This window comes from Arthrobacter sp. 9V, from assembly GCF_902506065.1.
Lineage (GTDB): Bacteria > Actinomycetota > Actinomycetes > Actinomycetales > Micrococcaceae > Arthrobacter.
Genome location: NZ_LR732912.1, coordinates 475,459 through 498,530, shown reverse-complemented (window position 1 = coordinate 498,530; position 23,072 = coordinate 475,459). Strand labels below are relative to the sequence as shown.

20 protein-coding genes and 1 pseudogene are annotated in these 23,072 nt (G+C 62.5%); 15 read left to right on the top strand and 6 right to left on the bottom strand.

Features of this window, described 5'->3' with window-relative positions:
• The first annotated feature begins 29 nt into the window (after positions 1-29).
• The 5 genes from BACI9J_RS02370 to BACI9J_RS02350 are packed head-to-tail and all read left to right on the top strand — an operon-like array spanning position 30 to position 4,481.
• Complete coding sequence (locus BACI9J_RS02370; RefSeq protein ID WP_159733005.1) at positions 30-986, top strand: carbohydrate ABC transporter permease; 957 nt, start codon at positions 30-32, stop codon at positions 984-986.
• Positions 983-1,855: a carbohydrate ABC transporter permease gene (locus BACI9J_RS02365; protein ID WP_159733004.1), complete on the top strand. Its 873-nt coding sequence runs from the start codon at positions 983-985 to the stop codon at positions 1,853-1,855. The genes BACI9J_RS02370 and BACI9J_RS02365 overlap by 4 nt, the downstream gene beginning before the upstream one ends.
• Entirely contained in the window at positions 1,852-2,766 is a 915-nt protein-coding gene (locus BACI9J_RS02360; protein ID WP_159733003.1) for a Gfo/Idh/MocA family protein, read from the top strand. Before BACI9J_RS02365 ends, BACI9J_RS02360 begins: the two co-directional genes overlap by 4 nt.
• A gap of 33 nt (positions 2,767-2,799) precedes the next feature.
• Complete coding sequence (locus tag BACI9J_RS02355; protein WP_159733002.1) at positions 2,800-3,591, top strand: glucosamine-6-phosphate deaminase; 792 nt, start codon at positions 2,800-2,802, stop codon at positions 3,589-3,591.
• A gap of 41 nt (positions 3,592-3,632) precedes the next feature.
• The gene (locus BACI9J_RS02350; protein ID WP_159733001.1) at positions 3,633-4,481 is read left to right on the top strand and encodes a CPBP family intramembrane glutamic endopeptidase; all 849 of its coding nucleotides are present in this window, start codon (positions 3,633-3,635) and stop codon (positions 4,479-4,481) included.
• Positions 4,482-4,565: 84 nt separating this feature from the next.
• Here BACI9J_RS02350 and BACI9J_RS02345 read toward each other — a convergent pair whose 3' ends face one another.
• Positions 4,566-5,174 carry a dihydrofolate reductase family protein gene (locus BACI9J_RS02345; protein ID WP_159733000.1) on the bottom strand — a complete coding sequence of 203 codons (609 nt, stop codon included), beginning with the start codon at positions 5,172-5,174 and terminating at the stop codon, positions 4,566-4,568.
• 129 nt (positions 5,175-5,303) lie between these two features.
• On the opposite strand from BACI9J_RS02345, the gene BACI9J_RS02340 reads away from it, so the two are divergent.
• On the top strand, positions 5,304-5,810 hold the full coding sequence (locus BACI9J_RS02340; RefSeq protein ID WP_159732999.1) for a methyltransferase family protein: 507 nt from the start codon (positions 5,304-5,306) through the stop codon (positions 5,808-5,810).
• Between the two features lie 21 nt (positions 5,811-5,831).
• On the opposite strand, the pseudogene BACI9J_RS02335 reads toward BACI9J_RS02340, so the two are convergent.
• From BACI9J_RS02335 to BACI9J_RS02325, 3 genes and pseudogenes are all read right to left on the bottom strand, one after another.
• A pseudogene (locus tag BACI9J_RS02335) lies at positions 5,832-6,632 on the bottom strand (PDDEXK nuclease domain-containing protein); the annotation flags it as partial.
• A gap of 41 nt (positions 6,633-6,673) precedes the next feature.
• Positions 6,674-7,753 carry a substrate-binding domain-containing protein gene (locus BACI9J_RS02330; protein WP_159732998.1) on the bottom strand — a complete coding sequence of 360 codons (1,080 nt, stop codon included), beginning with the start codon at positions 7,751-7,753 and terminating at the stop codon, positions 6,674-6,676.
• Between the two features lie 129 nt (positions 7,754-7,882).
• Complete coding sequence (locus BACI9J_RS02325; RefSeq protein WP_159732997.1) at positions 7,883-9,904, bottom strand: hypothetical protein; 2,022 nt, start codon at positions 9,902-9,904, stop codon at positions 7,883-7,885.
• Between the two features lie 277 nt (positions 9,905-10,181).
• Between BACI9J_RS02325 and BACI9J_RS02320 the strand changes: the two genes are divergently transcribed.
• From BACI9J_RS02320 to BACI9J_RS02300, 5 genes are all read left to right on the top strand, one after another.
• Positions 10,182-11,495, top strand: coding sequence for an ABC transporter substrate-binding protein (locus BACI9J_RS02320; protein WP_159732996.1), 1,314 nt, complete (start codon positions 10,182-10,184; stop codon positions 11,493-11,495).
• Positions 11,496-11,523: 28 nt separating this feature from the next.
• Positions 11,524-12,456, top strand: coding sequence for a carbohydrate ABC transporter permease (locus BACI9J_RS02315; protein WP_159732995.1), 933 nt, complete (start codon positions 11,524-11,526; stop codon positions 12,454-12,456).
• A complete protein-coding gene (locus tag BACI9J_RS02310) occupies positions 12,453-13,418 on the top strand; it encodes a carbohydrate ABC transporter permease (RefSeq protein ID WP_159732994.1) in 966 nt (321 codons plus the stop codon). Before BACI9J_RS02315 ends, BACI9J_RS02310 begins: the two co-directional genes overlap by 4 nt.
• Complete coding sequence (locus BACI9J_RS02305; RefSeq protein WP_159732993.1) at positions 13,415-14,428, top strand: hydroxyacid dehydrogenase; 1,014 nt, start codon at positions 13,415-13,417, stop codon at positions 14,426-14,428. The genes BACI9J_RS02310 and BACI9J_RS02305 overlap by 4 nt, the downstream gene beginning before the upstream one ends.
• Positions 14,429-14,535: 107 nt before the next feature.
• Positions 14,536-16,995: an HAD-IC family P-type ATPase gene (locus BACI9J_RS02300; RefSeq protein WP_159732992.1), complete on the top strand. Its 2,460-nt coding sequence runs from the start codon at positions 14,536-14,538 to the stop codon at positions 16,993-16,995.
• Here the strand turns inward: BACI9J_RS02300 and BACI9J_RS02295 are convergent.
• Positions 16,977-17,387 (bottom strand): hypothetical protein, encoded by a 411-nt coding sequence (locus BACI9J_RS02295; RefSeq protein ID WP_236558309.1) that lies wholly within the window; start codon positions 17,385-17,387, stop codon positions 16,977-16,979. The two genes, BACI9J_RS02300 and BACI9J_RS02295, sit on opposite strands and share 19 nt — an antisense overlap.
• A gap of 132 nt (positions 17,388-17,519) precedes the next feature.
• Here BACI9J_RS02295 and BACI9J_RS02290 point away from each other — a divergent pair, with 132 nt between their 5' ends.
• The 4 genes from BACI9J_RS02290 to BACI9J_RS02275 all read left to right on the top strand — a co-directional run bounded on the left by BACI9J_RS02290 (position 17,520) and on the right by BACI9J_RS02275 (position 21,913).
• Positions 17,520-19,112, top strand: coding sequence for an alkaline phosphatase D family protein (locus tag BACI9J_RS02290; RefSeq protein ID WP_159732991.1), 1,593 nt, complete (start codon positions 17,520-17,522; stop codon positions 19,110-19,112).
• A gap of 99 nt (positions 19,113-19,211) precedes the next feature.
• Entirely contained in the window at positions 19,212-19,841 is a 630-nt protein-coding gene (locus BACI9J_RS02285; RefSeq protein ID WP_201296484.1) for a DUF1345 domain-containing protein, read from the top strand.
• A 128-nt stretch (positions 19,842-19,969) separates the two neighbouring features.
• Positions 19,970-20,629 carry a hypothetical protein gene (locus tag BACI9J_RS02280; protein ID WP_159732990.1) on the top strand — a complete coding sequence of 220 codons (660 nt, stop codon included), beginning with the start codon at positions 19,970-19,972 and terminating at the stop codon, positions 20,627-20,629.
• Positions 20,630-20,677: 48 nt separating this feature from the next.
• Complete coding sequence (locus tag BACI9J_RS02275; protein WP_159732989.1) at positions 20,678-21,913, top strand: pyridoxal phosphate-dependent aminotransferase; 1,236 nt, start codon at positions 20,678-20,680, stop codon at positions 21,911-21,913.
• A 69-nt stretch (positions 21,914-21,982) separates the two neighbouring features.
• Here BACI9J_RS02275 and BACI9J_RS02270 read toward each other — a convergent pair whose 3' ends face one another.
• A complete protein-coding gene (locus tag BACI9J_RS02270; protein WP_159732988.1) occupies positions 21,983-23,020 on the bottom strand; it encodes a zinc-dependent alcohol dehydrogenase family protein in 1,038 nt (345 codons plus the stop codon).
• Positions 23,021-23,072: the final 52 nt, after the last annotated feature.

Genomic DNA, 23,072 nt, shown 5'->3' with positions numbered 1-23,072 from the left:
GTCCAGCCCAACCACTGATTGGTCACCCCATGTCTGTAAACACCCGCACCAGAAACACATTGGCCGGTCGACATCCCGAGTTGACGGCACCCCCGCTCAAGCCGTTTGGGGCCAAGAAGGCCCGTAACCGGGAGGCACTGGCCGGCATCCTCTTCGTCCTGCCCACCCTGGTCATTTTCGGTCTGTTCAAATTCCTCCCCATCTTTGGGGCCGGAGCCATGAGCCTGACCGAGTACAGCCTCAACGGCGACTTCGAATTCCTGGGCGCAGACAACTACACACGGCTGGCTGCTGATCCCAACTTCTGGCAAAGCCTCAAGGTGACGTTCCTGTACGTGGCGATCTTTGTGCCATTCATCATTGCTGTGTCCCTGGCCGGGGCCGTCCTCTTGGACAAGTTGGTTCGGTTCACCGGGACTTTCCGTGCGCTGCTGTTCATCCCGTACCTCAGCTCGTTCGTCATGGCCGGCATTATCTGGACGTGGATCTTCTCCACGGATGGTCCGCTGAATGCAGCATTGGTTGGTCTTGGCATGGGCCCCGTGCCCTTCACTTCAGGACCCCAACTCCTGGTCCTGTTGTCCCTGGCCGTGGTGTCAGTGTGGAAAGGCTTCGGCTACTCCATGCTGATCTTCCTGGCCGGACTCAAAGCCCAGCCCGCGGAAGTCCATGAAGCCGCCCGCATTGACGGGGCCGGCGCCTGGAAATCGTTCTGGTACGTCACATTGCCGCTGCTGAAGCCCGTGGTGTTCTTTGTCCTGGTCATTGAGACGATCGTCGGATTCCAGGTCTTCGACACCATCTACGTCATGACCGGCGGCGGGCCCGCCCGGGCCAGCCACAGCCTCATCTACTTCCTGTTCGATGAAGGCTTCAAGTTCTTCGATTTCGGCTACGCATCAGCCATCGGTGTGGTGCTGTTCGTCATCGTGCTCATCCTGTCACTCATCCAGCAGCGCTTCTTCGAAGGTAAGGACTCCAAGTGACTGCCACTCTGCCTGCTTCCACCGTTGGGCAACGGCCTAACACAAGCCCCCGCCGCAACACGGAGAAGCGCCGCCAGCGCACCCTGACCTGGGTACTTGCGGTGATCTCACTCTTCACCGTGGCGCCACTGATTGCAGTGGCAGTTCTGGCGCTCTCCCCGGAGGATGCCCCCACACTGCCCTACGCGTTGCCGTCGTCGTTGACGTTGGACAACATTGTCCGCATCTTCAACGTAGGCGAATTCCCGCTCTGGCTTTGGAACTCATTCCTGTACTCTGCGGTATCCGTTGTTGTGGTGCTGCTGACCGCCTCCATGGCCGCTTACGCCTTGGCCCGTAAGAGGTTCCCGGGACGGAACGCTCTGCTATGGGCCATCATCGCCACCATGATGGTGCCCGTTCAGGCCACGTTGATCCCCACGTTCATCCTCATTTCCAAGATGGGGGGCGTGAACACCTTGTGGGGCTTGATCCTGCCCACCTTGGCCAACGCCCAGGCGATCTTCCTCATCCGCCAGTTCGTCAGGGACATGCCGGAGGAACTCTTCGACGCCGCCCGCATTGACGGTGCCGGCGAATGGCGGACCTTCTGGCAGATTGTGCTCCCGCTGATCCGGCCTGTCTTGGCCACGCTGGCCATCTTCGTCTTCCTCTGGCACTGGAACGACCTCCTCTGGCCACTGGTGGTGGGTCAATCCGACACTGCCCGGACGCTTACCGTGGGCTTGGCAACCTTGAACACCGAGACGGCCTCCACGTCCAACGTCATGGCTGCAACACTGGTCAGTTTCATCCCGTGCCTGGTGATTTTCGCCCTCCTGCAGAAGCACATCGTCGCCAGCATCACGCACAGCGGGGTGAAGGGATGACGTCCGTGGCGCCTATCCGCTTCGGCCTCATCGGCGTCGACTCCCCGCACGCGCCGTCGTTCACCCGGCTCTTCGGGAACGGTTCCGACGGCGTGGTCCCCGGCGGCACGGTGACCCACGCTTGGAAGGGGGAAGCGGCGTCGGACTTTCCGTTGAGCCTGGACCGGATCGATAGTTTCGCGGCCGAGGTGAGCGGGTTGGGCGTCACCATGTGCGATTCGCCGGAAGCCGTGGCCGAAGCCTGCGATGCCCTGCTGATCGTGTCCTCCGATGCACGGACGCACCCACGCTTTTTTGAGCGCGTGGTGCGGTTCGGCAAGCCGATTTACGTGGACACGCGGTTCGCTCCTACCCTTGCTGAGGCCCGCACCATGCTCGCCCAGGCGCAGGCTTCCGGAACTTTGGTCCTGGCCGGCTCTCCCAAGCGGTTCACGCCTGAGTTCCAGGAGGCCCTTTCCCGCGGGACCGGGCAATCCGTGTCTTTGGAAGGTCCCCTCCCCACCCAGCCCGGCCACCCGGGCCTGTCCTGGTACGGCGTGCATCTGGTCGACCTCGCAGTGGCCGCCTTGGGGGCCGGACCGGAGACGGTAACGGTCGACGCCGTTAGGCCGGGGTCACCGGCCAGCGCCACCAGCGTGACAGTCCGCTGGGGAGACGGCCGCGTGGTCTCGTTGACGGGCGAAGCGGGATGGAGCGCCTTTACGTCAGGACGCATCGACACCGATCGCGGCTGTTCCGAGTTCTCCATCGAAGCGGGTCCGCCCATGCTGGCGGGCCTTCTTGACGGGATCGTGAACTCCATCCGCAACGGGACACCGAATGTGCCGTTGCGGGAGATCCTCTGCATTGTGGCAATCGTGGAAGCCGCCAATAAGAGCCTGGAAGCCGGCGCGGCGATCGTGGCCGAATAGCATTCGTTCTTTTCCACTACCCAAAGGAAACCCATGGCAGAAGTCATCATTGTCCGCGATCAAAGCGAGGCTGGAAGTGTTGCCGCGGCGATCTTCGCACAGCAGATCATCACAAACCCCTCCACCGTTCTTGGCCTCGCCACCGGCTCCACTCCCCTGTCCACCTATGCGGCACTGGCCAAGGCCGTCCGGGAGGACAGCATTGATGTGTCCCGCGTGCGTGGCTTCGCCTTGGACGAGTACCTCGGTATCCCGCCTGAGCATCCGGAAAGCTACCGCTCCGTGATCAACCGCGAAGTGGTGGAACCGCTGGGGCTCAATCCGGACCAAGTGTTCACCCCACGAGGAACGGGCGCCAACGTCACCCGGGCCGGAGCAGAATACGAAGGCCTGATTGAGCAGGCCGACGGCGTTGACCTCCAAATCCTGGGCATCGGTTCAAACGGCCACGTGGGTTTCAACGAGCCCGGATCTTCCCTGGCATCCACAACGCGCATCAAGGCATTGGCCGAGCAAACGCGCAGGGATAACGCCCGATTCTTTGGTTCCTTGGAAGAAGTCCCTACCCATTGCATTACCCAAGGGCTTGGCACCATCCTCCGGGCCAGGCAGTTGGTCCTTCTGGCCTTCGGTTCCAATAAGGCACAGGCTGTTGCAGCTGCGTTGGAAGGACCAGTGTCATCAGCAGTTCCGGGCTCGGTCATCCAACAACACCCGCGGGCTACGGTCATCATCGACGAGGACGCCGCCGCCGGACTTGCTCATGTGGAGTACTACCGGCACGCATGGCACTCAGCGCAAGATCTGCGTGCAGTAGATTTCTAGGCGGGACCATCCTTCATCCCGCAGACTCAAGGGGGCACTACATGGACCAAACCGTCCGTTCATCAGCGTGGAAAACGTTCTGGGACAAGGGTGGTTGGTGGCGGGCAATCCTGCTGGCCGTGCTCTACATGGCGATTTACCTTGGTGCCGGCCTGGTGATTGGGCCGATTGCGGGCGACCAGGTGGTAGCCGAGGACATCTTCCGCACACCTCAGAGCGTCTTCATCGGCCTCACGTTGTCGCTGATCATTGGCAGTGCGGCACTGGCCGCATTCGTGTATTCGGTGAAGTGGTTCAAACCGCTGTTCGCTCCGCAGCCGGTCAAGGGGAGCTGGTGGATGTGGGCAGCGCCATTCTTCCTGGTGGCCGCCATCGCGCTGCGCTTCCTGGGCATCAACTACAGCAGCTACCAAGCTTCCGTGGTGGTAGTGACGTTACTTACCGGTTTGCTGATCGGCTTTGCCGAAGAAATCCTCACCCGTGGCATTGTGGTGAAAATGCTGCGCGACTCCGGGAAGTCCGAGTGGGTAGTCATGGTGCTGTCTTCCTTGGTCTTTGCGCTGCTTCACTCCGCCAACATCTTGTCAGGCATGCCGATAGTCACCGTTTTGGTGACTGTGCTGTTTACGTTCGGCTTCGGCATCTGCATGTACCTGACGTTGAGGGTCACCGGAAACCTGATCTGGCCCATGATCCTGCACGCCTTGTACGACCCCACGCTCTTCTTGTCCACGGGCGGCATTGACCAAGCTGCCACGGGCCCCCAGAGCCCGTTGCTGTTGCTGGCCGGCCCGGCCAACATGATCTACATGCTGATCGCAGTGGTGGCCCTCATTGTGGTGCGGGGACATGTGCAGCGCGCCCCGCTGGCCGTACCGGCCGCACTTTAGAACAGGCAAACAGAAGCGTTCGACGGCGGATGCGCACCCGCCGTCGAACGCTTCTGTTTTCGTTTGCGGCACCCTGCTGCAGGTTCAGGACTGACCGATATCGATGCCCGTGATTGGCGCCCCGGCACGCTCGTAAACCAGCGAAACCGCCCCGTTTGGGAAGCCCTGCGGCGGCTGAGCCAACCGGAATGCCGCGGGGACGCCGTCCCCATCGGCCCACAAGCGCTTGCCCGTACCGAAGGTGAGCGGGTAGAGGTACAGGTTGAGCCGGTCCACGAGGTCCGCTTCGAGGAGCGACCGTACCAGCTCGCCGCTGCCGATCACATGAATGTCGTTGAACCGCTCCTTCAGCGCCGCGATCCGGTCAACATCCGCCAGCGCGGTTGTCCCCTCCCACTGGGGATCGTTCACGTTGCGGGACACCACGAACTTGGGCAGTCCATTGAGGGTCTCGGCAATGTGATCGCTCTGGTTGGGCCAGTACGCGGCAAAGATGTCGTAGGTTCGTCGACCCAGCAGAAGCGCGTCCATCCGGTCAATTCCGGCGACGATCGCGGCGCCGCTTTCCTCATCTGAATAGGCGGCCTGCCAACCGCCGTGATCGAAACCGCCCGAGCGGTCCTCGTCCGGACCGCCGGGCGCTTGGTACACGCCGTCCAGAGTGATGAAAAGGTCTACGGACAAAATTCCCATCGTGTGCTCCTGTTAGAGGTTAGGCTCAGGTCTTGTCAGTGTGGAGTGCGCTTCCGCGGACATCCTAGTCCGGCCAAAGAGCTGGCGGGAGGGTCGCGGGGTCCAGGGAATGGGACTATTCTGGCGCCCATGGCCAAGGCAACCTCGCCTGCGCGTGCGTGGATCGGCACGGTTCTCTTCTTGTTCCTGGCGCCCGGCATCGTGGCGGGACTCATTCCCGGACTGATCTCCGGCTGGCGATGGTTTGGTTGGGGCTCAGCGTGGATGGTGGTGATGTTTGCGTGGATCGCTATCGCTGCTGGGGTGGTTTTCCTCCTGCACGCCTTTGCCCTGTTCGCACTGCACGGTGGAACGCCCGCTCCGGTGGCTCCCAGCGAAACGCTGGTCGTGACGGGGGCTTACCGCTTCGTGCGCAACCCTATGTACATCGCCGTCGTCAGCATGATCCTCGGCCAGGCCTTGCTGTTCGGCAGTTGGGGACTAGTGATCTACGCAGTAATTGTCCTCGCCGCGGTGTTCGCGTTTGTGAAGGGCTACGAGGAACCAACCCTCACCGAGACCTACGGCGAGCAATACCTCCACTACCGGCGCAATGTCCCGGGGTGGTGGCCTCGGCTCACGCCGTGGCGGGAGTGACCGAAATTGTTGCCATACCGCCTAAGTGGGCTCGGCCTGTCCCTCGTCAGGTTCTGCCCATTCGAGGGCAGCGACAAGGTGGCTTTCGTTGGGCAGGGCTTGCTGTTCGGAGGCCGGGAGCTTGTCGTATGTATAGGCGGCGACTGCCATGGGTGAGGTTGACCGCCCGAGGCTGTACCTGACGCTGCGGTCGTTCTTAGTGCCGCAGACCAAGATGCCAATCGTTTCGTTGTGATGCTCCCGGCGAAGCATGTCATCCACAAGGGCAACGTAAAAGTTCAGCTTGCCGGCGTACTCAGGCTGGAACTTTCCCGTCTTCAGCTCGATAACCACATACCGGTTCTGGTCCATATGGAAGAACAGCATGTCGATGTAGAAGTCGTCGCCGTCGACATCGAAGTGGACCTGCCGGCCAACGAACGAGAATCCCGGCCCGAGTTCCCTCAAGGTTTCGGCGATCCGGCTGGTCAGGGCCAGTTCCAGGTCCCGTTCGGCAACTTCCCCCGACAAGCCAAGAAATTCGAAATTGTAAGGGTCCTTGGCGACCTGCTGGGCCAGCTCGGAATCTTGTCCAACAAGCCGTTGGACAAAGTTCGATGGCGCCGCACCTGTCCTTTCCTGCGTCCGGTTCATGATCATATTCAGGAGGACGTTGCGAGACCAGCCGTGTTCAGCTGCGGCAGCCGCATACCAATCCCGATCCACCTGGTTGTCCAGTTTGTCTAAGAGCACTGTGATGTGACCCCACGGCAATTGTCCAACAGCTTGTTGGACAATTGGATCCGTCCAGGCCGTTGCGAATCCCCGCATATAAAAGAGATTTCCGTCAGCCGGCCGCCACTGACATTTCTCCAAGCAAACCCCTACTCCGCGTCCTCCCCCGTCACCGTGGACTCGCGGATGATCAGCTTCGGGGCCAGGCTTACGCGCCGCAGCGCTGGAGACACCGTCGAGCCGGTCTTCCCTCCCAGCCTTTCCATGCACATGGCGACGGCGGCATGCCCCACATCGCGCTTGGGCGGGGCGATGGAGGTCAGGGGTACCGGGGCGAGGTCCGCCACTTCGTCGTCATAGGCAACGATCGCCAAATCCTCGGGTACCTCCAGGCCCGCTTCCTCAGCAAGGTTGATCAAGGTGATGGCCTCTTCGTCCGGAAGCACCAAGGCGGCGTGCGTTTCAGTGCGCCTGCAGTCTCTGAGGAACTTCGCGAACTCCTTTTGGTTGTTGCCGGCTCCCACCACTGACCGGACGTATTCCATGATCGGCGCATCTGTTTCGAGGCCGAGCTTGGCCACCATGCGCTCATGGCTTTCACGGAGCCAGGGTGCTGTGGGGCTGGTGGCAACGGCCAGTCCTATCCTGCGATGGCCCAAGGATGCCAAGTGCTCAAGGGCAAGCTCGGCGCCATGGCTGTGATCGGACATCACGGATTCGAACACCCGACTTGACCGTTCAACCAGCACCACCGGGATCCTTAGCCCGGACAGCAACTCGAAAGTGGGCGAACCGGGTTCAAGGGACCCTGCGGTTGCCAGCAGGATCCCGTCCACGGAGTTGGCCACCATGCGTTGGAGCTGCCGGTGCTCATCCTCGGGGGAGTAGTTGCTGACGCCCAGGATCAGCCGCGCGTTGAGCTCCCTGGCTGCTGCTTCGGCACCCCGGATAACCTCCGGAAAGTAGTAACCCGTGGTGGGGACAATGAGCCCCAGGGTGGCCAGCGGCTGGCGGGATCTCCTATGGACGGTGTCCCCGGAGCGTTCGGACGGCACTGGGACGGCCCCGCCATGCACTCGGCGCAAAAGCCCTTGGGCGGCCAGCTGTGTCAGGTCCCGCCGGATGGTCATGGTGGACAGGCCGGTCTTCTCCGCGAACCCGTTGACCGTCAGGGTTCCCCGCATTTCAAGCTCACGCAGAATCTTCTCGTGGCGTTCGCCGCTGAGCATGCCCACCCTCTCCGCAAGTCCTGATGTTCAAACAAGCATAGGTGACCGTATGCACGTGCGTTGCGGGGCCTGCTTTGCGCGTTAAATACTCGCCAGAGAGCGCAGAGCGGGCCCCGCAACGCCGGGCACCTACCGCCGTGGGTGGTCGTTGATCCGCACTACGTTGCGGCCGCGCATGGTGTAAAGGTAACCGTCATCGTCGTTGGTGATGTGCGAGCCGCTGTACCAGCCGCCGTTGATGTCAGCCACCACTGTGGCGAGCTCGAAGGTCTTCGGATCAAAGCGGAAGACGTCCGTGTCCGAGACGCCATAAACAGCCCCGCGGTTGGTGACCAGGGCCGCGAATCCCCTGCAGACCGAGCTGATGTCTGCTTGGTGCACCACCACACGCCGAGACAGGTCAATGACAAACAAGCGCCCGGTCCGGACGATCCCGTAAAGGTACTTGCCTTGCACGGCGAGGGCGGAGATACCTGCGCCCAGACCCGGATCCAGGCGCCACAGTTCCTTGCCCGTCAAAGGGTTCATCGCCACAACCGTGCCGGGTCCTTCAGTACCCGGCCGTCCTCCGCCAAGGTAAGCGACGCCGTCGTGCGCTGTTACTGCCCGCACCAACTGCACCTTGTCCACGGGGTTGAGGAAGAATCCGGACCTGCCCGTAGCGGGGTCATAGGTCCAGAGCGAGCCGCCGCCCTCAGTGTCGGCCTGTGCGCACACCAACACGAGCTTGTTGACCTCGTCCCAGTGGACGTCCAGGGGCCGGTTCTGTTCGGAGGAGAACTTTGCCACCTGGCTGATGGGCTGGCCACTGCGGGGATCGTAACTCCAGATGCCCTGGGAGCTGTACTGGCCCGTGTACAAAACCTGGTCCACCACCACAGCGTCCTTCGCTTCGCCCGGGACTGTCATGTTGGTGACCTGCCCGTCCTTCAGCGATCGCCGCGAGATGACGCCGTTGCCGCCCACGTAAACCAGGCCACCTCCGGCTGCCAGCCCCATGGCTTCCTGCGCGTCAGACGGCGCCCCGGCCTCGCCCAGGTCCGTGGTCTTGAACGTCCCGGAGACCGGATCGATTTCGGCCACGAATCCGAACGCGGAGGTGACCAACAGCTTGCCGTTCAGGGCATCAACGCCCCAGATTTCGCCGAGGAAAGGCCCCTGGTACGGCACCGCTGAAACTGTGTTGGCTGAAATCGAGTAGACCAACAACCCGGCCTCGTTGGCGAAGTAGACCTTGTCCCCGATCACTGCGAAATTCTTGGCGGTCTTCCCAACAGATGCAGCCGCGGCATAGGAGGACGGATTGGCAACGCTCACGGCTGCAATCTTTGAGGTGGAGGTTGAAGCGGCAGAGCTCACCAGAACCTTGTCGCCAACGATTGCAAGATCCCTGATGCTGGGGTCCGCAACCATCTCCGCCGGCGTCACGTTGGTGAAGGTCTTGGCGGCATGGTTGTAGGCGTACAGGCAGGCGCGGCTGGCACTGCCTCCGCCGCCCAGTGTGCTGCCCGCGCCGAAGAAGATGGTGGAGTCCGTGGCAGCGACTGCTCGGGCCAGGGTTGCGCCGGAGTCCGGAGTACCAAGGTTGGAAACCGTCCCCGTGGCGGGGTCGTATTCCCACAACGCCGGTGCCGTCCCGCTGCCGCCGCCCACGGCGTAGAGGCGGCCGTTGGGGGCTACGCTCATGTCGCGAACGTCGCGGTCACCGATCCGACCCACTGGCGTGGCCTTGGCGCCCAGATTGGAAAGGTCCCAGCGGAACAGGTTCGGCTTGGGGCCGGTGGTGTTCTGCAGCACGCCGGCGTACAGGTACCGGCCCGCGGCGTCGGCTGCCAGAGTTTGGATGGCGTAGCCGTTCTCCAGCTCGGTCACTCCGGTCACTTTGCCGCTGGGAACGTGGAACGCCACCACGCGCACCGGATCCAGGTTCCGCGAACCGATGTACAGCGTCTCACCCACCAGCAGCCCGCTCATGAGGGAGAACTGCACGACGCCGGGGCCCAGGTCCAGGACTTCGGTGGCCTTGGGTTTGGTGCCCGGCACGGTAGACGCCGACGCCGGGTGGCTGGCTGCGAGACCGAAGGCGGCTGCCAGCGATGCGGCTCCACCGACCTGCAGGACTGCGCGCCTGCTGATGTTCGATTTCTCCATGGGAAGGCCTGCTTTTCAGTAGTGGAATTGGTTTGTTAGTCCAAAATTCATAGCAGCGGCGATCCGGAGAGGTCCAGCATTTCTGTTCGTTCAAACAAAACCTTTCTGCCTTGAGTTCGGTCAAACTCGCACAGCGGTTCATGAGTGCGTGGTTTCGATGTTTGAAAATGTTTGAAATCTTGTAGATGTTCGAAGTAGCGCGATTACATGGACCCATCGCATGTGGCCCCAACCACACTCCCCTTCTTCGCATCGCAAGTCTTCAAAGGAGAACACCATGAAGCGTCGTCACCTCTTCGCCGGAGTAGCTGGCTTGGCCGCCAGCACTCTGTTGCTGGCCGCCTGCGGCACCGGCCCCACCCCCGCAGCAGCGCCCACACCCACGGAAGACCCCTCAGGTTCCATTACGTTCTGGTCCTCGCTGGCCGGAATGGACAAGGTGGCTGAAGCCTTCAACGCCAGCCAGGACAAGATCAAGGTCAGCTTCGAAACCATCCCCAACGGCGCCAACGGTGGGTATGCCAAACTCTCCACCGCCATCACGGCAGGCAACGGCCCCGATGTCGCAACGATCGAATACCCGCAGTTGCCGCAGTTCGTCAGCAACAGCCAGGTTGTTCCCCTCGATGGCCTGATCAACAAGGCCGAGACCGTGGACAAGCTGACGGACGAGACCAAGGCCCTGGTCCAGTTTGGTGAGAAGACCTACGCACTTCCGTACGACGCAGCCCCCATGCTCATGTGGTACCGCAAAGACATGCTGGCCAAGGCCGGCGTCGAGGTCCCCAAAACCTGGGACGAATTCGAAGAAGCGGGCAAGAAGCTCAAGGCAGCAGCCCCCAACTCCTACCTGGCCAGCTTCAACCCCAACGAGGTAGCGGCGAGCGCCGGGCTGGCCTGGCAGGCGGGCGCCAAGTGGTTCGGCACCGAGGGTGACAGCTGGAAGGTGGGCGTCAATGACGAAGCTACCCAAAAGGTTGCCTCTTACTGGCAGAAGCTGATTGACCAGAAGATCGTCAAGGTCAGCCAGGCTTACAGCGACGAGTGGAGCCTGGATCTGGCCAACAGCAACGTTGTTGGTGTGCTGGGCGCTAACTGGAGTGCCACCGGCATCCAGAAGCGTACGGAAGCCAGCGGCCAGAAGGGTCAGTGGATTGCAGCCGAACTGCCCACGTGGGGCGATGAGTCCGGCGCCTTCTATGGCGGATCCAGCTTCAACGTGACCAAGAGCAGCAAGAACCCGGCCGCTGCGGCCAAGTTCGTCGAGTTCCTGACCACCAGCCAGGAAGCCATCAAAGCCCGCGGCAATACCGGGTCCGCATTCCTTGCCTTCCCCGGACTGACGCCGGTTGCACAGCAGGCTTATGACGCCAGCTACTTCGGCAACGACATCTACGAGGTCTTCAACAAGGCCTACGGCACCATCACCCCGGGCTGGCAGTGGGGACCCAACTGGGACATCACCAACACAGCTTTGAAGGATGCTTACGGCAAGTTGACCACCGGCGGAACCATTCACGACGCCGTCGATACTGCCCAGGACGCCACCGTCGCGAGCCTGAAGCAGGCCGGCCTTTCCGTCAAAGAGTAGTTCCGTCAAAGAGTAGTAGGAGAATCCCATGGCCACCCAGGCCCTCACCACCACAGGGCGCCGCCGAGGCCGCGCCCTGGCGGGAACCGGCGGACGGACTGCTGCACTGTTCCTGATCCCTTTCTTCGCGGTGTTCGCCATCGCCATGATCGCACCGGTGGTTTACTCCCTGGTGCTGAGTTTCCACTCCCAACAGAAGTCGGGTCTGGGCTTCGGGGAAGCCAAAACCGTGTTCGTTGGACTTGAGAACTATGTGCAGGTGTTCCAGTCCGAAACGTTCATGGAAGGCATCGCCCGCTTGGGCTTGTACTGCCTGATCTACATTCCCTGCATGGTGGGTGGCGCTGTGGTCTTTGCGCTCCTCCTGGATGCATCGGTGGCCAAGGCACGCAAACTGTTCCAACTCCTGGTGTTCCTGCCCCACGCAGTCCCCGGCGTCATTGCGGCGCTTATCTGGGCCTACTTGTACACACCGGGCATCAGCCCGCTGGTCCAGGCCCTCCAAGGTGGCGGCATCCAGATCAACTTTTTGGATGCCCACATGGTCCTTCCGTCCATTGTGAACATCGGCGTGTGGGAGTGGACCGGCTACAACGTCATTATCCTGTTCACCGCGTTGCAGGCTGTTCCCCGGGAAATCCTGGAAGCCGCCAGAGTGGACGGTGCGGGCGAGATCCGGGCCGCGGTGAGCATCAAGTTCCCCCTGATCCTCCCGGCGCTGAGCGTCATCATGCTCTTCACCATCATCGGCACTCTGCAGCTGTTCACCGAGCCGTCCATCATTTCCAAGGCCACAGCCTCGGTCACCAGTACCTGGGTTCCCAACCTGTGGGCCTATGACGCGGCCTTCATCCGCCACAACCTCAACCAGGCGGCCGCCGCCTCCGTGATCATCGCCGGGCTGGCAGCAGTTCTGTCCCTGACCGTCACCCGCCTCAGCTCCAGGATGAACAAATCATGAGCACCCCAACGCTTTCCAGTTCCCGCAGCAAAGACCCTTCGGAGCAGGATCTCCGCCGCACGGGGTCCCGTACCAACCGCGGCAACTCCAATGGCAGCAGTTCAAAACGCAGCAGTTCCAAGCGCAGCGGCGGCCTGGCCAGCAAGTTCACCGTCAATGGCCTGCTCATCATCGGCTCCGCCTACATGGTGGTCCCGGTCCTGTGGCTGGTGTTCGCTTCCACCAAGAACGCAGCTGACCTCTACGGCACCAGCGCCTACGCGTTGGGCAACTTCTCCTTGTTTGAGAACATCGCGGCCGTGGCGAACCAGGACGGCGGCCTCTTCTTCCGCTGGTTGGGCAACTCCGTGATGTACGCCGGAGTAGGCGCTGTCCTGGGCAGCCTGATTTCGGTCATGGCAGGCTATGCGTTCGACAAGTTCCAGTTCCGCTGGAAGGACTCGCTCTTCGGCTTCGTCCTGGTGGGCGTCCTGATCCCCAACACAGCCACGGTTCTACCCATGTACCTGCTGGCCTCCCTGGTGGGCATGACCAACACGATCTGGGCGGTCCTCATCCCTGTCCTGTGCAACCCGTTCGGCGTGTACTTGGCCCGCGTTTACTCCGCGAGTTACGTCCCGGCCGAAACACTCGAAGCCGCCCGCATGGACGGTGCCGGGCCCATCCGGTCCTTCTTCTCCCTGGGCCTGCCCATGATGATGCCCGGCTACATCACCATCGCCCTGTTCCAGTTTGTAGGTGTGTGGAACAACTTCATGCTCCCGCTGGTCATGCTCCAAGATCAGCAACTCCTGCCCGTCAGCGTCGGTATCTCCATCTGGCAGGGGTACTCGGTACCGCAGCCCGAGTTCACACCCATGGTCATCACGGGCTCGTTGCTCTCCATCCTTCCGCTGCTGCTGGCGTTCATCATGCTGCAGCGCTTCTGGAAGTCCGGCCTTACCGCAGGGAGCGTCAAGTGACCACCACTGAACTGAACGTCGCACTGGCCATGGGGCCCGGCGTCGTGTCCCGCGTTTTCCCGCCCCGCAGATTGGAAACCCTGTCCCCCGGCTTGCGGCTGCTCAGTCCGGAGCCCATGGAAGACTTCACCACGCCGCGTTCGCTGGAGCTCCTTGCCCGGACGGACATCCTCATTACAGGCTGGAGCTGCCCCAGGCTCGACGCGGCAGCCCTGGCAGCGGCTCCGCGACTGACCCACGTCCTCCATGCCGGCGGTACTGTGAAGCACCACGTGGGCGATGAATGCTGGGACCGGGGGATCCAGATCAGTACGGCTGCCGATGCCAACTCCATCCCCGTTGCCGAATACACGGTGGCCATGATCCTGCTGGCCAATAAGCGTGTCCTCCAGATCGCCCGGAAGTTGCATTCGGAGAAAACCGAGATTGAGCCGGACCAGGTGTTCCCGGACATGGGCAATTTTGGCAAACGCGTGGGCATCATCGGAGCGTCCAGGATCGGCAAACACGTCATCCGGCTCCTGAAGTCCTACGACGTTCAGGTAGTGGTGGCAGACCCTTTCCTGGACGAAGCCGCGGCAGTGGACCTCGGCGTCGAACGTGTTTCCTTGGAGGAGCTCGTGGGCAGTTGCGACGTGGTCAGCCTCCACGCGCCGTCGCTGCCCTCCACCCGCAACCTCATTAACCACGAGCTGGTGGCCGCATTCAAGCCGGGAGCCACCTTCATCAACACCGCACGTGGCGAGCTGGTGGATCAGGACGCGCTGCTTCGGCGGATCGAGCAAGGCGACCTTTACGCCGTCCTGGACGTCACCACTCCCTGGGTACTTCCTGCAGATTCGGGCTTCTACACCCACCCCCACGTGCTGCTCACACCGCATTTGGCCGGTTCGCTGGGCATGGAACTGGAGCGCATGGCAGCCAGCACCATCGAGGAAGCACACCGCGTTTCCCGTGGCGAACCGCTTCTCCACAGGCTGCACGCGAAGGACCTCGCCTTCACGGCCTGACTTTCACTCCCCAAGACACCGACGACGGCGACATAACGGCCCGGGGCTGGCATACTCAGACCCATCGCTCCACCGAACCTTGGAACCGAGCAATAACGGGGGCATGAGTGCCAAACGAGAAGGACTTACCAGGGGCGGCCCTCCGTACGGTGGGGTCCTCGGCGCAGGGATTGAGCACCGCCGAGGTTGCCGAGAGGGTGGCCGCGGGGAAAACCAACGCGTTCGTCCAGGACACCAGCCGCAGTGTGTGGAGCATCGTCCGCGCAAACGTGCTCACCCTGTTCAACGGCATCATCCTGGCCTGCTTCATTGTCCTGTTCGCGATAGGCCGCTGGCAGGATGCCCTCTTTGGTTTCAGTGCTGTTGCCAACGCCGTGATCGGCAGCGTCCAGGAGTACCGGGCCAAGCGGGCGTTGGATCGTTTGGCCCTTCTGAACGCGCCGCACGCCCGGGTGATGAGGGACGGTTCCGAGGCAGAAATCGCCTTGGATGACGTGGTTTTGGACGACACCCTGGTCCTGAGGGCCGGTGATCAGGTGCCCGCTGACGGGGTAGTCACCAGCTCGCGCGGGCTCCAAGTGGACGAGTCCATGCTGACAGGTGAATCCGATGCCGTTGAAAAGGAAGACGGGGACCGGGTGCTGTCCGGCTCTGTTGTAGTGGCCGGTGAAGGCTCAGCGGTGGTGGACCGGGTGGGCGCAGACTCCTTCGCCAACTCCCTTGCAGCCGAAGCCAAAAGATTCTCGCTGGTTGCCTCCGAGCTCCGCTCCTCGATTGACCGCGTCCTGAAGTGGGTGACCTGGTTCGTTGGTCCTGTGGCGTTGTTGGTTTTGAACGCACAGATGATGGCACAGGGCGGGTGGGCCGAGGCTTCGGCGAGCGGCGCGTGGCGTGACGCGGCGACGGCGACCATTGCCGCCGTCGTCGCCATGGTGCCCCTGGGCCTGGTGCTGATGACCAGCATTACCTTCGCCGTCGGTGCAGTGAAACTGGCCCGGCAACAGGTCCTGGTGCAGGAGCTCCCGGCCGTGGAAGGGCTGGCCCGCGTGGACATCATCTGCTTGGACAAGACCGGGACGCTCACCCAAGGCGACATCGTCTTCGACGCCGCACACCCTTTGACGGCCCGCCCCGGCTGGGAGTCCGTTCTTTCCTGGTATGGCGTGCAGAAAGATGCCAACGCAACAGCCCGCAGCCTCAACGGGCACTTCAACGAACCGGCCGGCCAACCGCTTGACCGTGTTCCCTTTTCTTCGGCCCGTAAGTGGAGCGCGGTAATCTTCGACGACGGCATGTGGATCCTGGGCGGACCGGAAATGGTGTTCCCGGCGGGCAACCCCAGTGATCCCGTGCTCCAGCAACTTGCCACCCAAGCCCTGGAGTTGGCAGCAACAGGGCGTCGCACTTTGGTGCTGGCACATGGCACGCCCACTGATGACGAGACTGTTCCGGCCGATGCCGTGCCGGTGGTGCTGCTGACGTTCAAGGAGAACATCCGCCCCGACGCTGCCGAGACACTCACGTATTTCGCGGCTCAGGACGTGGAGGTCCGGATCATTTCCGGTGACAACCCCCAGACGGTGGCCGCAATTGCCCGGGAAGTGGGTCTGGATGCGCCCCGCGGCTTTGATGCCCGGGAACTGCCCGACGACGACCAGGAACTTCTGGAGGTCATCAACAACAACGTGGTCTTCGGACGCGTGACGCCGGACCAGAAGAAAAGGATCGTTGTAGCGCTCAAGGGTGCCGGCCGCACAGTGGCCATGACCGGGGACGGCGTCAATGATGCCTTGGCCATCAAGGAAGCCGACATCGGGGTGGCCATGAATTCCGGGGCCGCTGCCACTAAAGCAGTGGCCCGGTTGGTACTCCTGGACGGCAAGTTCTCCCACCTGCCCAGTGTGGTGGCCGAGGGCCGCCAGGTCATTGCCAACATTGAGCGCGTCTCCATGCTGTTCCTGACAAAGACCGCCTACGCCACTTTCCTGGCCATCGCGTTCGGCATCCTCCTGCTGCCGTTCCCGTTCCTTCCACGGCAGCTCTCCGTAACCGATGGCCTGACCATTGGCATACCGGCGTTCTTCCTGGCCTTGCTGCCTAACGCCCAGCGCTACATTCCCGGTTTCCTGCGCCGCTCACTGACCTTTGCAGTGCCGGCCGGCGTGTCCGTGACCTTGGGGCTGGCCTCCTACGCCCGCCTCGCCGCGAACCTGCAGATCCCCGAAGCCGAGATCCGCACCGGGTCAACCCTCATCCTTGCCATCATCGGCATCTGGATCCTGGTGGTGCTTTCACGCCCCGTCACACGTTTCAAGGGGCTGGTCATCGGGGCCATGATGATCGGGCTGATACTGGTGTATTCCGTTCCGATCGCCCGCGACTTCCTGCAATTTACCGACCCAACGCTGCCCACGGCACTACTGGTCCTGGGAACGTCCGTGGCGTGCATCGCACTGATCGAGATCGTCCGCTTCGTTCACCGCCGCGTGGCCTACCGGGATGCCCAGGACGCACTGCATCACCGGCCCTCAAATGACCGGGCCTCCAATCAGCCTGCCTCGAAGTAGCGGCGACCCCTTCCTGTCCACAGCGGCACCACCACGGCAACCGTGGCGGCCGACTGAGAAATCACAGCTGACCAGTCTGCATCGGCGGCAATGATCAGGTCCAGCACTGCAAAGGCCAAGCCGAGCAGCATCACAGCTGTTGCACCACGGCGGGCCGCCCTGCTTCCGCGTGCCACACCGGAGGCCAGCCCGATCACCAGCAACCCGAACAGGATCATTCCTGCGCCGAGCAAGGTGATGGGAAGGGCGATTCCGCCGGACTGGGCCTCAGGGGTGTAGCGCAGGAAAATTGTCAGGATCCCCAAGAGGATCTGGGCTATGCCGCCGATGTACATCAGCACCACTGAGAACGTCACCACTCCGGGCCGCTGACGGCTCTCCCCCGTAGTCATGAACTGAGCATAGACGAGCCGTTATTCGGCTTTGAGGGCTTCCGAGCGTGGTGACGCCTTTTGTCACACAGTTAACCGCTCATTCATGCCGTTCTTGGATTCAGTCAACCCCGGCTTCCTAGGGTCGGCGTTATGGAAAACATCTCCCGCAGATCCCTCATCTCGGCCGGTCTGGGTGCCGGACTCGTCGCCGCCGTGGCCGCTCCGGCCGCCAGTCCCGCCGTCGCGGTTTCAACAGCGGACGACGCCGGCCTCCGCACCGATCCGTTCACGCTTGGCATCGCGTCGGGCGAACCGTGGCCGGACGGCTTCGTCATCTGGACCCGCCTGGCAGTAAACCCAGTGGCCGAGGACGGCCTGGGCGGCATGCCCTCCCGCAACGTCGCGGTTGCCTGGGAAGTTGCCGAAGACCCGGCGATGCGCCGGGTCGTAGCCCGCGGCGTCGAGCATGCCGGGATCCAAACCGCCCACTCAGTGCACGTCGAACTCAAGGGCCTCAAACCGGGCCGGGAATACTTCTACCGTTTCCGCACCGGACGGCACCTGAGCGAGGTTGGCCGTACGCTGACCAGCCCGGCGCCCCGAGAGACCCCCGCGGCGCTGGCCATGGCGTTCGCCAGCTGCGCCCAGTACGAGCACGGCTACTTCACGGCGTACAAGCGCCTGGCCGAGGACCACCCGGACCTGGTGCTGCACCTTGGGGACTACCTCTACGAGTACAAGAAGGACAGCTACGTGATCGGCGGCGGCAACCCCCGCGATCATGAGGGTCCGGAGACCGTGGGCCTGGGCGGCTACCGCCAGCGGCACGCCCAGTACAAGTCCGACGCCGATCTTCAGGCCGCGCACGCAATCGCGCCGTGGCTGGTGGTGTGGGATGACCACGAGGTGGACAACAACTGGGCGGACGACATCCCCGAGAACAATGACCCAGCTCAGCTCAATGACACCACCGAGCATTTCCGCCAGCGTCGTTCGGCAGCGTTCCAGGCGTACTACGAGAACATGCCGCTGCGGGCTTCCTCGGTTCCAGCCGGGTTCGACATGAAGATCTACCGCACCATCCAATGGGGCCAGCTCGCCAACTTCCACATGATGGACACACGGCAGTACCGGGACGATCAGCTCGCGGGCGACGGCTGGCGCAAGAACGTTGCCGAGCGCCTGGACGAGAACCGCAGCATCACCGGGGCCGAACAGGAGAAGTGGCTGTTGGAGGGCTTCAGGAACTCCACGCAGCGCTGGGACATTCTGGGCCAGCAGGTCTTCTTCGCCGAGCGGGACCGGGACAAAGCACCGGAGATCGACGACGTCTCCATGGATGGCTGGGACGGTTACGCTGCGTCCCGCCGCCGCATCACCCAAGGCTGGGTAGACGCCAAGGTGCGCAACGCCGTCGTACTCACCGGCGACGTTCACCGTCACTGGGCCACCGACCTCAAAGTGGACTACAAAGACCCGGCGGCGGCAGTGGTTGGCTCGGAACTGGTGTGTTCTTCCATTACCTCGACCGGCGATGGCACCGGATCCACCACGGACCCCACCATGGCGTGGAACCCGCACCTGAAGTTCTACAACGACAACCGCGGGTACGTGAACACGCGCATCACCAAGGACGCCCTGAAGGCCGACTTCCGTGTACTGGACTACGTCACCACTCCAGGCGCTCCGGTCAGCACCAAAAAGTCGTTCACCATCACCGACGGCGTCGCCGGCTTGGCCTAGGTTTTTGTACAGATAATGCCCTTTCGGGGCTTTTGAGGGGCATTATCTGTACGTAAAATTGGCGGAAGCGAGCCGCCAACGTGGTGGGTAACTTCTTCAATGTCGCATATGGATCTCAAGGCTCTGGTCTCGACCGCCATCGGTCTGGTTATCGCACTCGTTGCGGCGTTGCTCGGCGCTCCGGAACTCGCGCCCTTGATCGGATGGGCTGTCGCCGGCTCCGTCTTCCTGGTCTGGGCGTGGACTAAGGCGTGGCCCGCTGGCCCGGAGGCCACGGGTGAACTCGCCCGCCACGAGGGTAAGTCTCGAGGGCTCGTTGACTCCCTGATCATAGGCGCCACATTCATCAGTCTCGTGGCGGTGGTCTTCGCCTTGATCCGCAGCCAGGAGAAGGACCCCATCGGTGTGGCCGCGGCGCTCCTGGCGGCTCTGGGCGTGGTGATCGCGTGGGCCCTGGTCAACACTGTCTACGCGTTCAAATACGCTCGGATGTATTACCACGACGACCGCCATCGCTTCAGCTTCAACCAGGACGAAGAACCGTCTTACAGCGACTTCGCCTACGCGGCATTCTCCATCGGCATGTCATACAACGCGAGCAACGTGAACCAGTCATCCACCCCCTCCCGCAGGATCGCCCTGGGGCACGCTTTGCTGTCCTATTTCTTTGGCACCTTCGTGGTAGCAGTGGCGATCAACCTCGTCGTCAGCCTGGGCCAGTCCGGTTGACCAGGAACTGCCATGGGACCTCCCGTGGTTGGTAGCGGCCGGCCCTACGCCCCAGTGACTACGCGCAACAGCGGGAGTAGCCTAGTTCCAGTTGAATTACTGGATCTCTGTCCGGCTGGGGTTCTGCCGTGGGCCATGTGCAATCGTCGCTGTACGACCTCCTGAGGGTACTTTCCGACGCCATCTCTCCCCAGCACGTGCGGTTCGACGACGGCTCCCCCACCGCCGTCGTTCCTCCACCGGACGCTCCGGTCACCGTGCGGGCGGTAACCCTGAACAGGGTTGGGCGGTCCCGCCGTGACGGGCCGGCACTGGACCTGGAACTGAGGGTGGCAGTGGAGTGCCACGGCCCTGAGCAGTTGGAGAACATGGAGCGCCTGCTCTTGGCCGTGGAACTGCACGGCCAGTACTCCGTAGTATCCAGCGGAGAGTTCCGTCCGGAGGAGTACTCCGGCGCAGTGGGGCAAGGGCTGGGCTTCCTGGTCCGCGTCCCTGTATCCCTCCCCTTCGAGGAGCCGTCGGATCCGCCTGCCCAGGCTGCCGTGGGCGCTTCAACTGCCGGACGCCGTATCCGAGGACGGCTGGTGGATGTGCACAACAAAGGCATTTCCGACGCTTACATTCACGCCCACTCTTCTGCAACCGCGGCGGTCAGTGATGCGACCGGCCACTTTGAGGTCCTGGCATCGGCTGACGAGGTCCAGCACTTCGCCGTGGCGGTTAATGGGGCCGAACGGGAAGTTTCAGCAAGCACCAAGAGCCTTCCCCTGGTGATTCGGTGGGTCTGATTCCGGAACGGTTTGCTTGCACGGGCCGCTGACGTGAAAAGATCAACCATGCGTCCCATGCAGCACTCCAGCAAACTTCAGAATGTCCGCTATGAACTCCGTGGGCCCATCCTCCAAGCGGCCAAGGCCATGGAAGCCGAGGGGCACCGAATCCTCAAGATGAACCTTGGGGACACCGCGCCGTTCGGGCTGGAGGCTCCGGAGTCAGTTGTGGTGGACATGATCCACCACCTTCGCGGCGCGCAGGGCTACAGCGATTCCAAGGGCATTTTCTCCGCCCGAACCGCCATCTCGCAGTACTACCAAACCCGCGGACTGATGACGATCGGCGTCGAGGATGTGTTTGTAGGTAACGGCGTCAGCGAGCTCATCTCCATGACCTTGCAGGCGTTCATGGAGAACGGCGACGAGATCCTTATCCCGGCTCCCGACTACCCGTTGTGGACTGCGGCTGTGACGCTTACCGGCGGTAATCCCGTGCACTACTTGTGCGATGAGGAAGAGAACTGGTGGCCGGATATGGCCGACGTCGAAGCCAGGATCACCCCGCGCACCAAGGGCATTGTGATCATCAACCCGAACAACCCCACCGGAGCCGTCTATCCCCGGCATATTCTGGAGCAGTTTGCAGCGCTGGCCCGGAAGCATGACCTTGTCCTGTTCTCCGATGAGATCTACGAGAAGATCCGCTACGTGGACGCTCCGCACATTCACACTGCAGCCGTGGCCGATGACGTCTGCGTACTGACATTCAGTGGCTTGTCCAAGGCGTACCGCATGCCGGGGTACCGGGCCGGTTGGGTGGCCGTGACCGGTCCCCGTACCGTAACCGCCGCCTACCGGGAGTCGTTGGAACTGCTGGCATCACTTCGGTTGTGCGCCAACGTGCCGGCCCAGCACGCCATCCAGACCTGCCTGGGCGGGTATCAAAGCATCGAAGCGCTTATTCGTCCCGGCGGCAGGCTCCGCGAGCAGCGTGACCTGGCCTGGAAATTGTTGACTGCCATTCCGGGCGTTTCCTGCGTTCCCGCGGCCGGTGCCATGTACCTGTTCCCGCGCCTGGACCCGGAGATCTACCCCATCGCCTCGGATGAAAAGTTTGTCCTCCAACTCCTGCAGGAACAGAAAATCCTGGTCTCGCACGGAACGGCGTTCAACTGGCCCACGCCGGACCACTTCCGGTTTGTGATCCTGCCGGCCGTGGAGGACATTGAGGAAGCAGTGCGCCGCATCTCCACCTACCTCGCCGCGTACCGGAACCGCCCCGTGGACGCCCCCAACTGAGTCGCAGATCAGGTCGTTCCCAGCGCTGGCAACGACCCCAACTGCGACTTACTTGGGCGCCCGGAGCACCTACAGAGCAGGGTCCACCATGGTCATGCCGGCAGGGTTGGCCTTGTCGAAGCCGGGCAGGAGAGCCGCTGCTTCTTCCAAGCCAATGGTGCGTTCAATGAGCAACTGCGGCTGAAGCGCACCCTGTTCGATGAGCGCCATCATGCCCGGATAGTCCACAGCTGCCATGCCGTGACTACCCAGGACGTCCAGTTCCCAGCCAATCACCCGTGCCATGGGTACTTGCGGATTGCCGTCAATGGACGGCAGCAAACCGATCTGGACGTGCCGGCCATGCCTGCGAAGGCTGAGGATCGCGTCGGCACAGGTCTGTTCACTTCCGACGGCGTCTACCGCCACATGGCTGCCTCCGCCGGAGAGGACGTTCACTGCGGCAGGGATATCCGAACCATCAGCCAGCACAGTGTGTTCGGCACCCAAACGCTCGGCTACGGCAAGCGCTTCGGGGTTCCGGTCCACGGCAATCACCCTGGCTCCCATGGCCTTGGCGATCATCACAGCACTCAGCCCTACGCCGCCCGCGCCAACCACGGTCACCCATTCGCCGGTCTTCACCTGCGCACGGGCTGCCAGCGCACGGTATGCGGTGGCGAAGCGGCAGCCGAGACTTGCCGCCGTCGTATATTCAACACCGTCAGGGATGGCAACCAGGTTGCTGTCGGCAGCATGGAGGGCCACAAACTCGGCGAAGGACCCCCAGTGGGTGAAGCCAGGCTGCTGTTGGTCCGGGCAGACCTGAGCCTCGCCGGCCAAACACCATTCGCAGGTGCCGCATCCGCAGACGAAGGGGACGGTGACGCGGTCGCCCACCTTCCAATGCTGGACGCTTTCCCCGACGGCGTCGATCACACCGGCGAGCTCGTGGCCCGGCACATGGGGCACAGCAATGTCATCGTGCCCCGCCCAGGCATGCCAGTCGCTGCGGCACATGCCTGTGGCCAGCACTTTCACCACAACGCCTCCCACGGGAGCCAAGGGTTTGGCGACTTCCCGTACTTCGGGCTGGGTCCGGACCTCATCAAAAACCATTGCGCGCACGCCCCTGACTCTAACAAGCTGCGTCCTGTCACACTTTCATCGCCCCATCCGA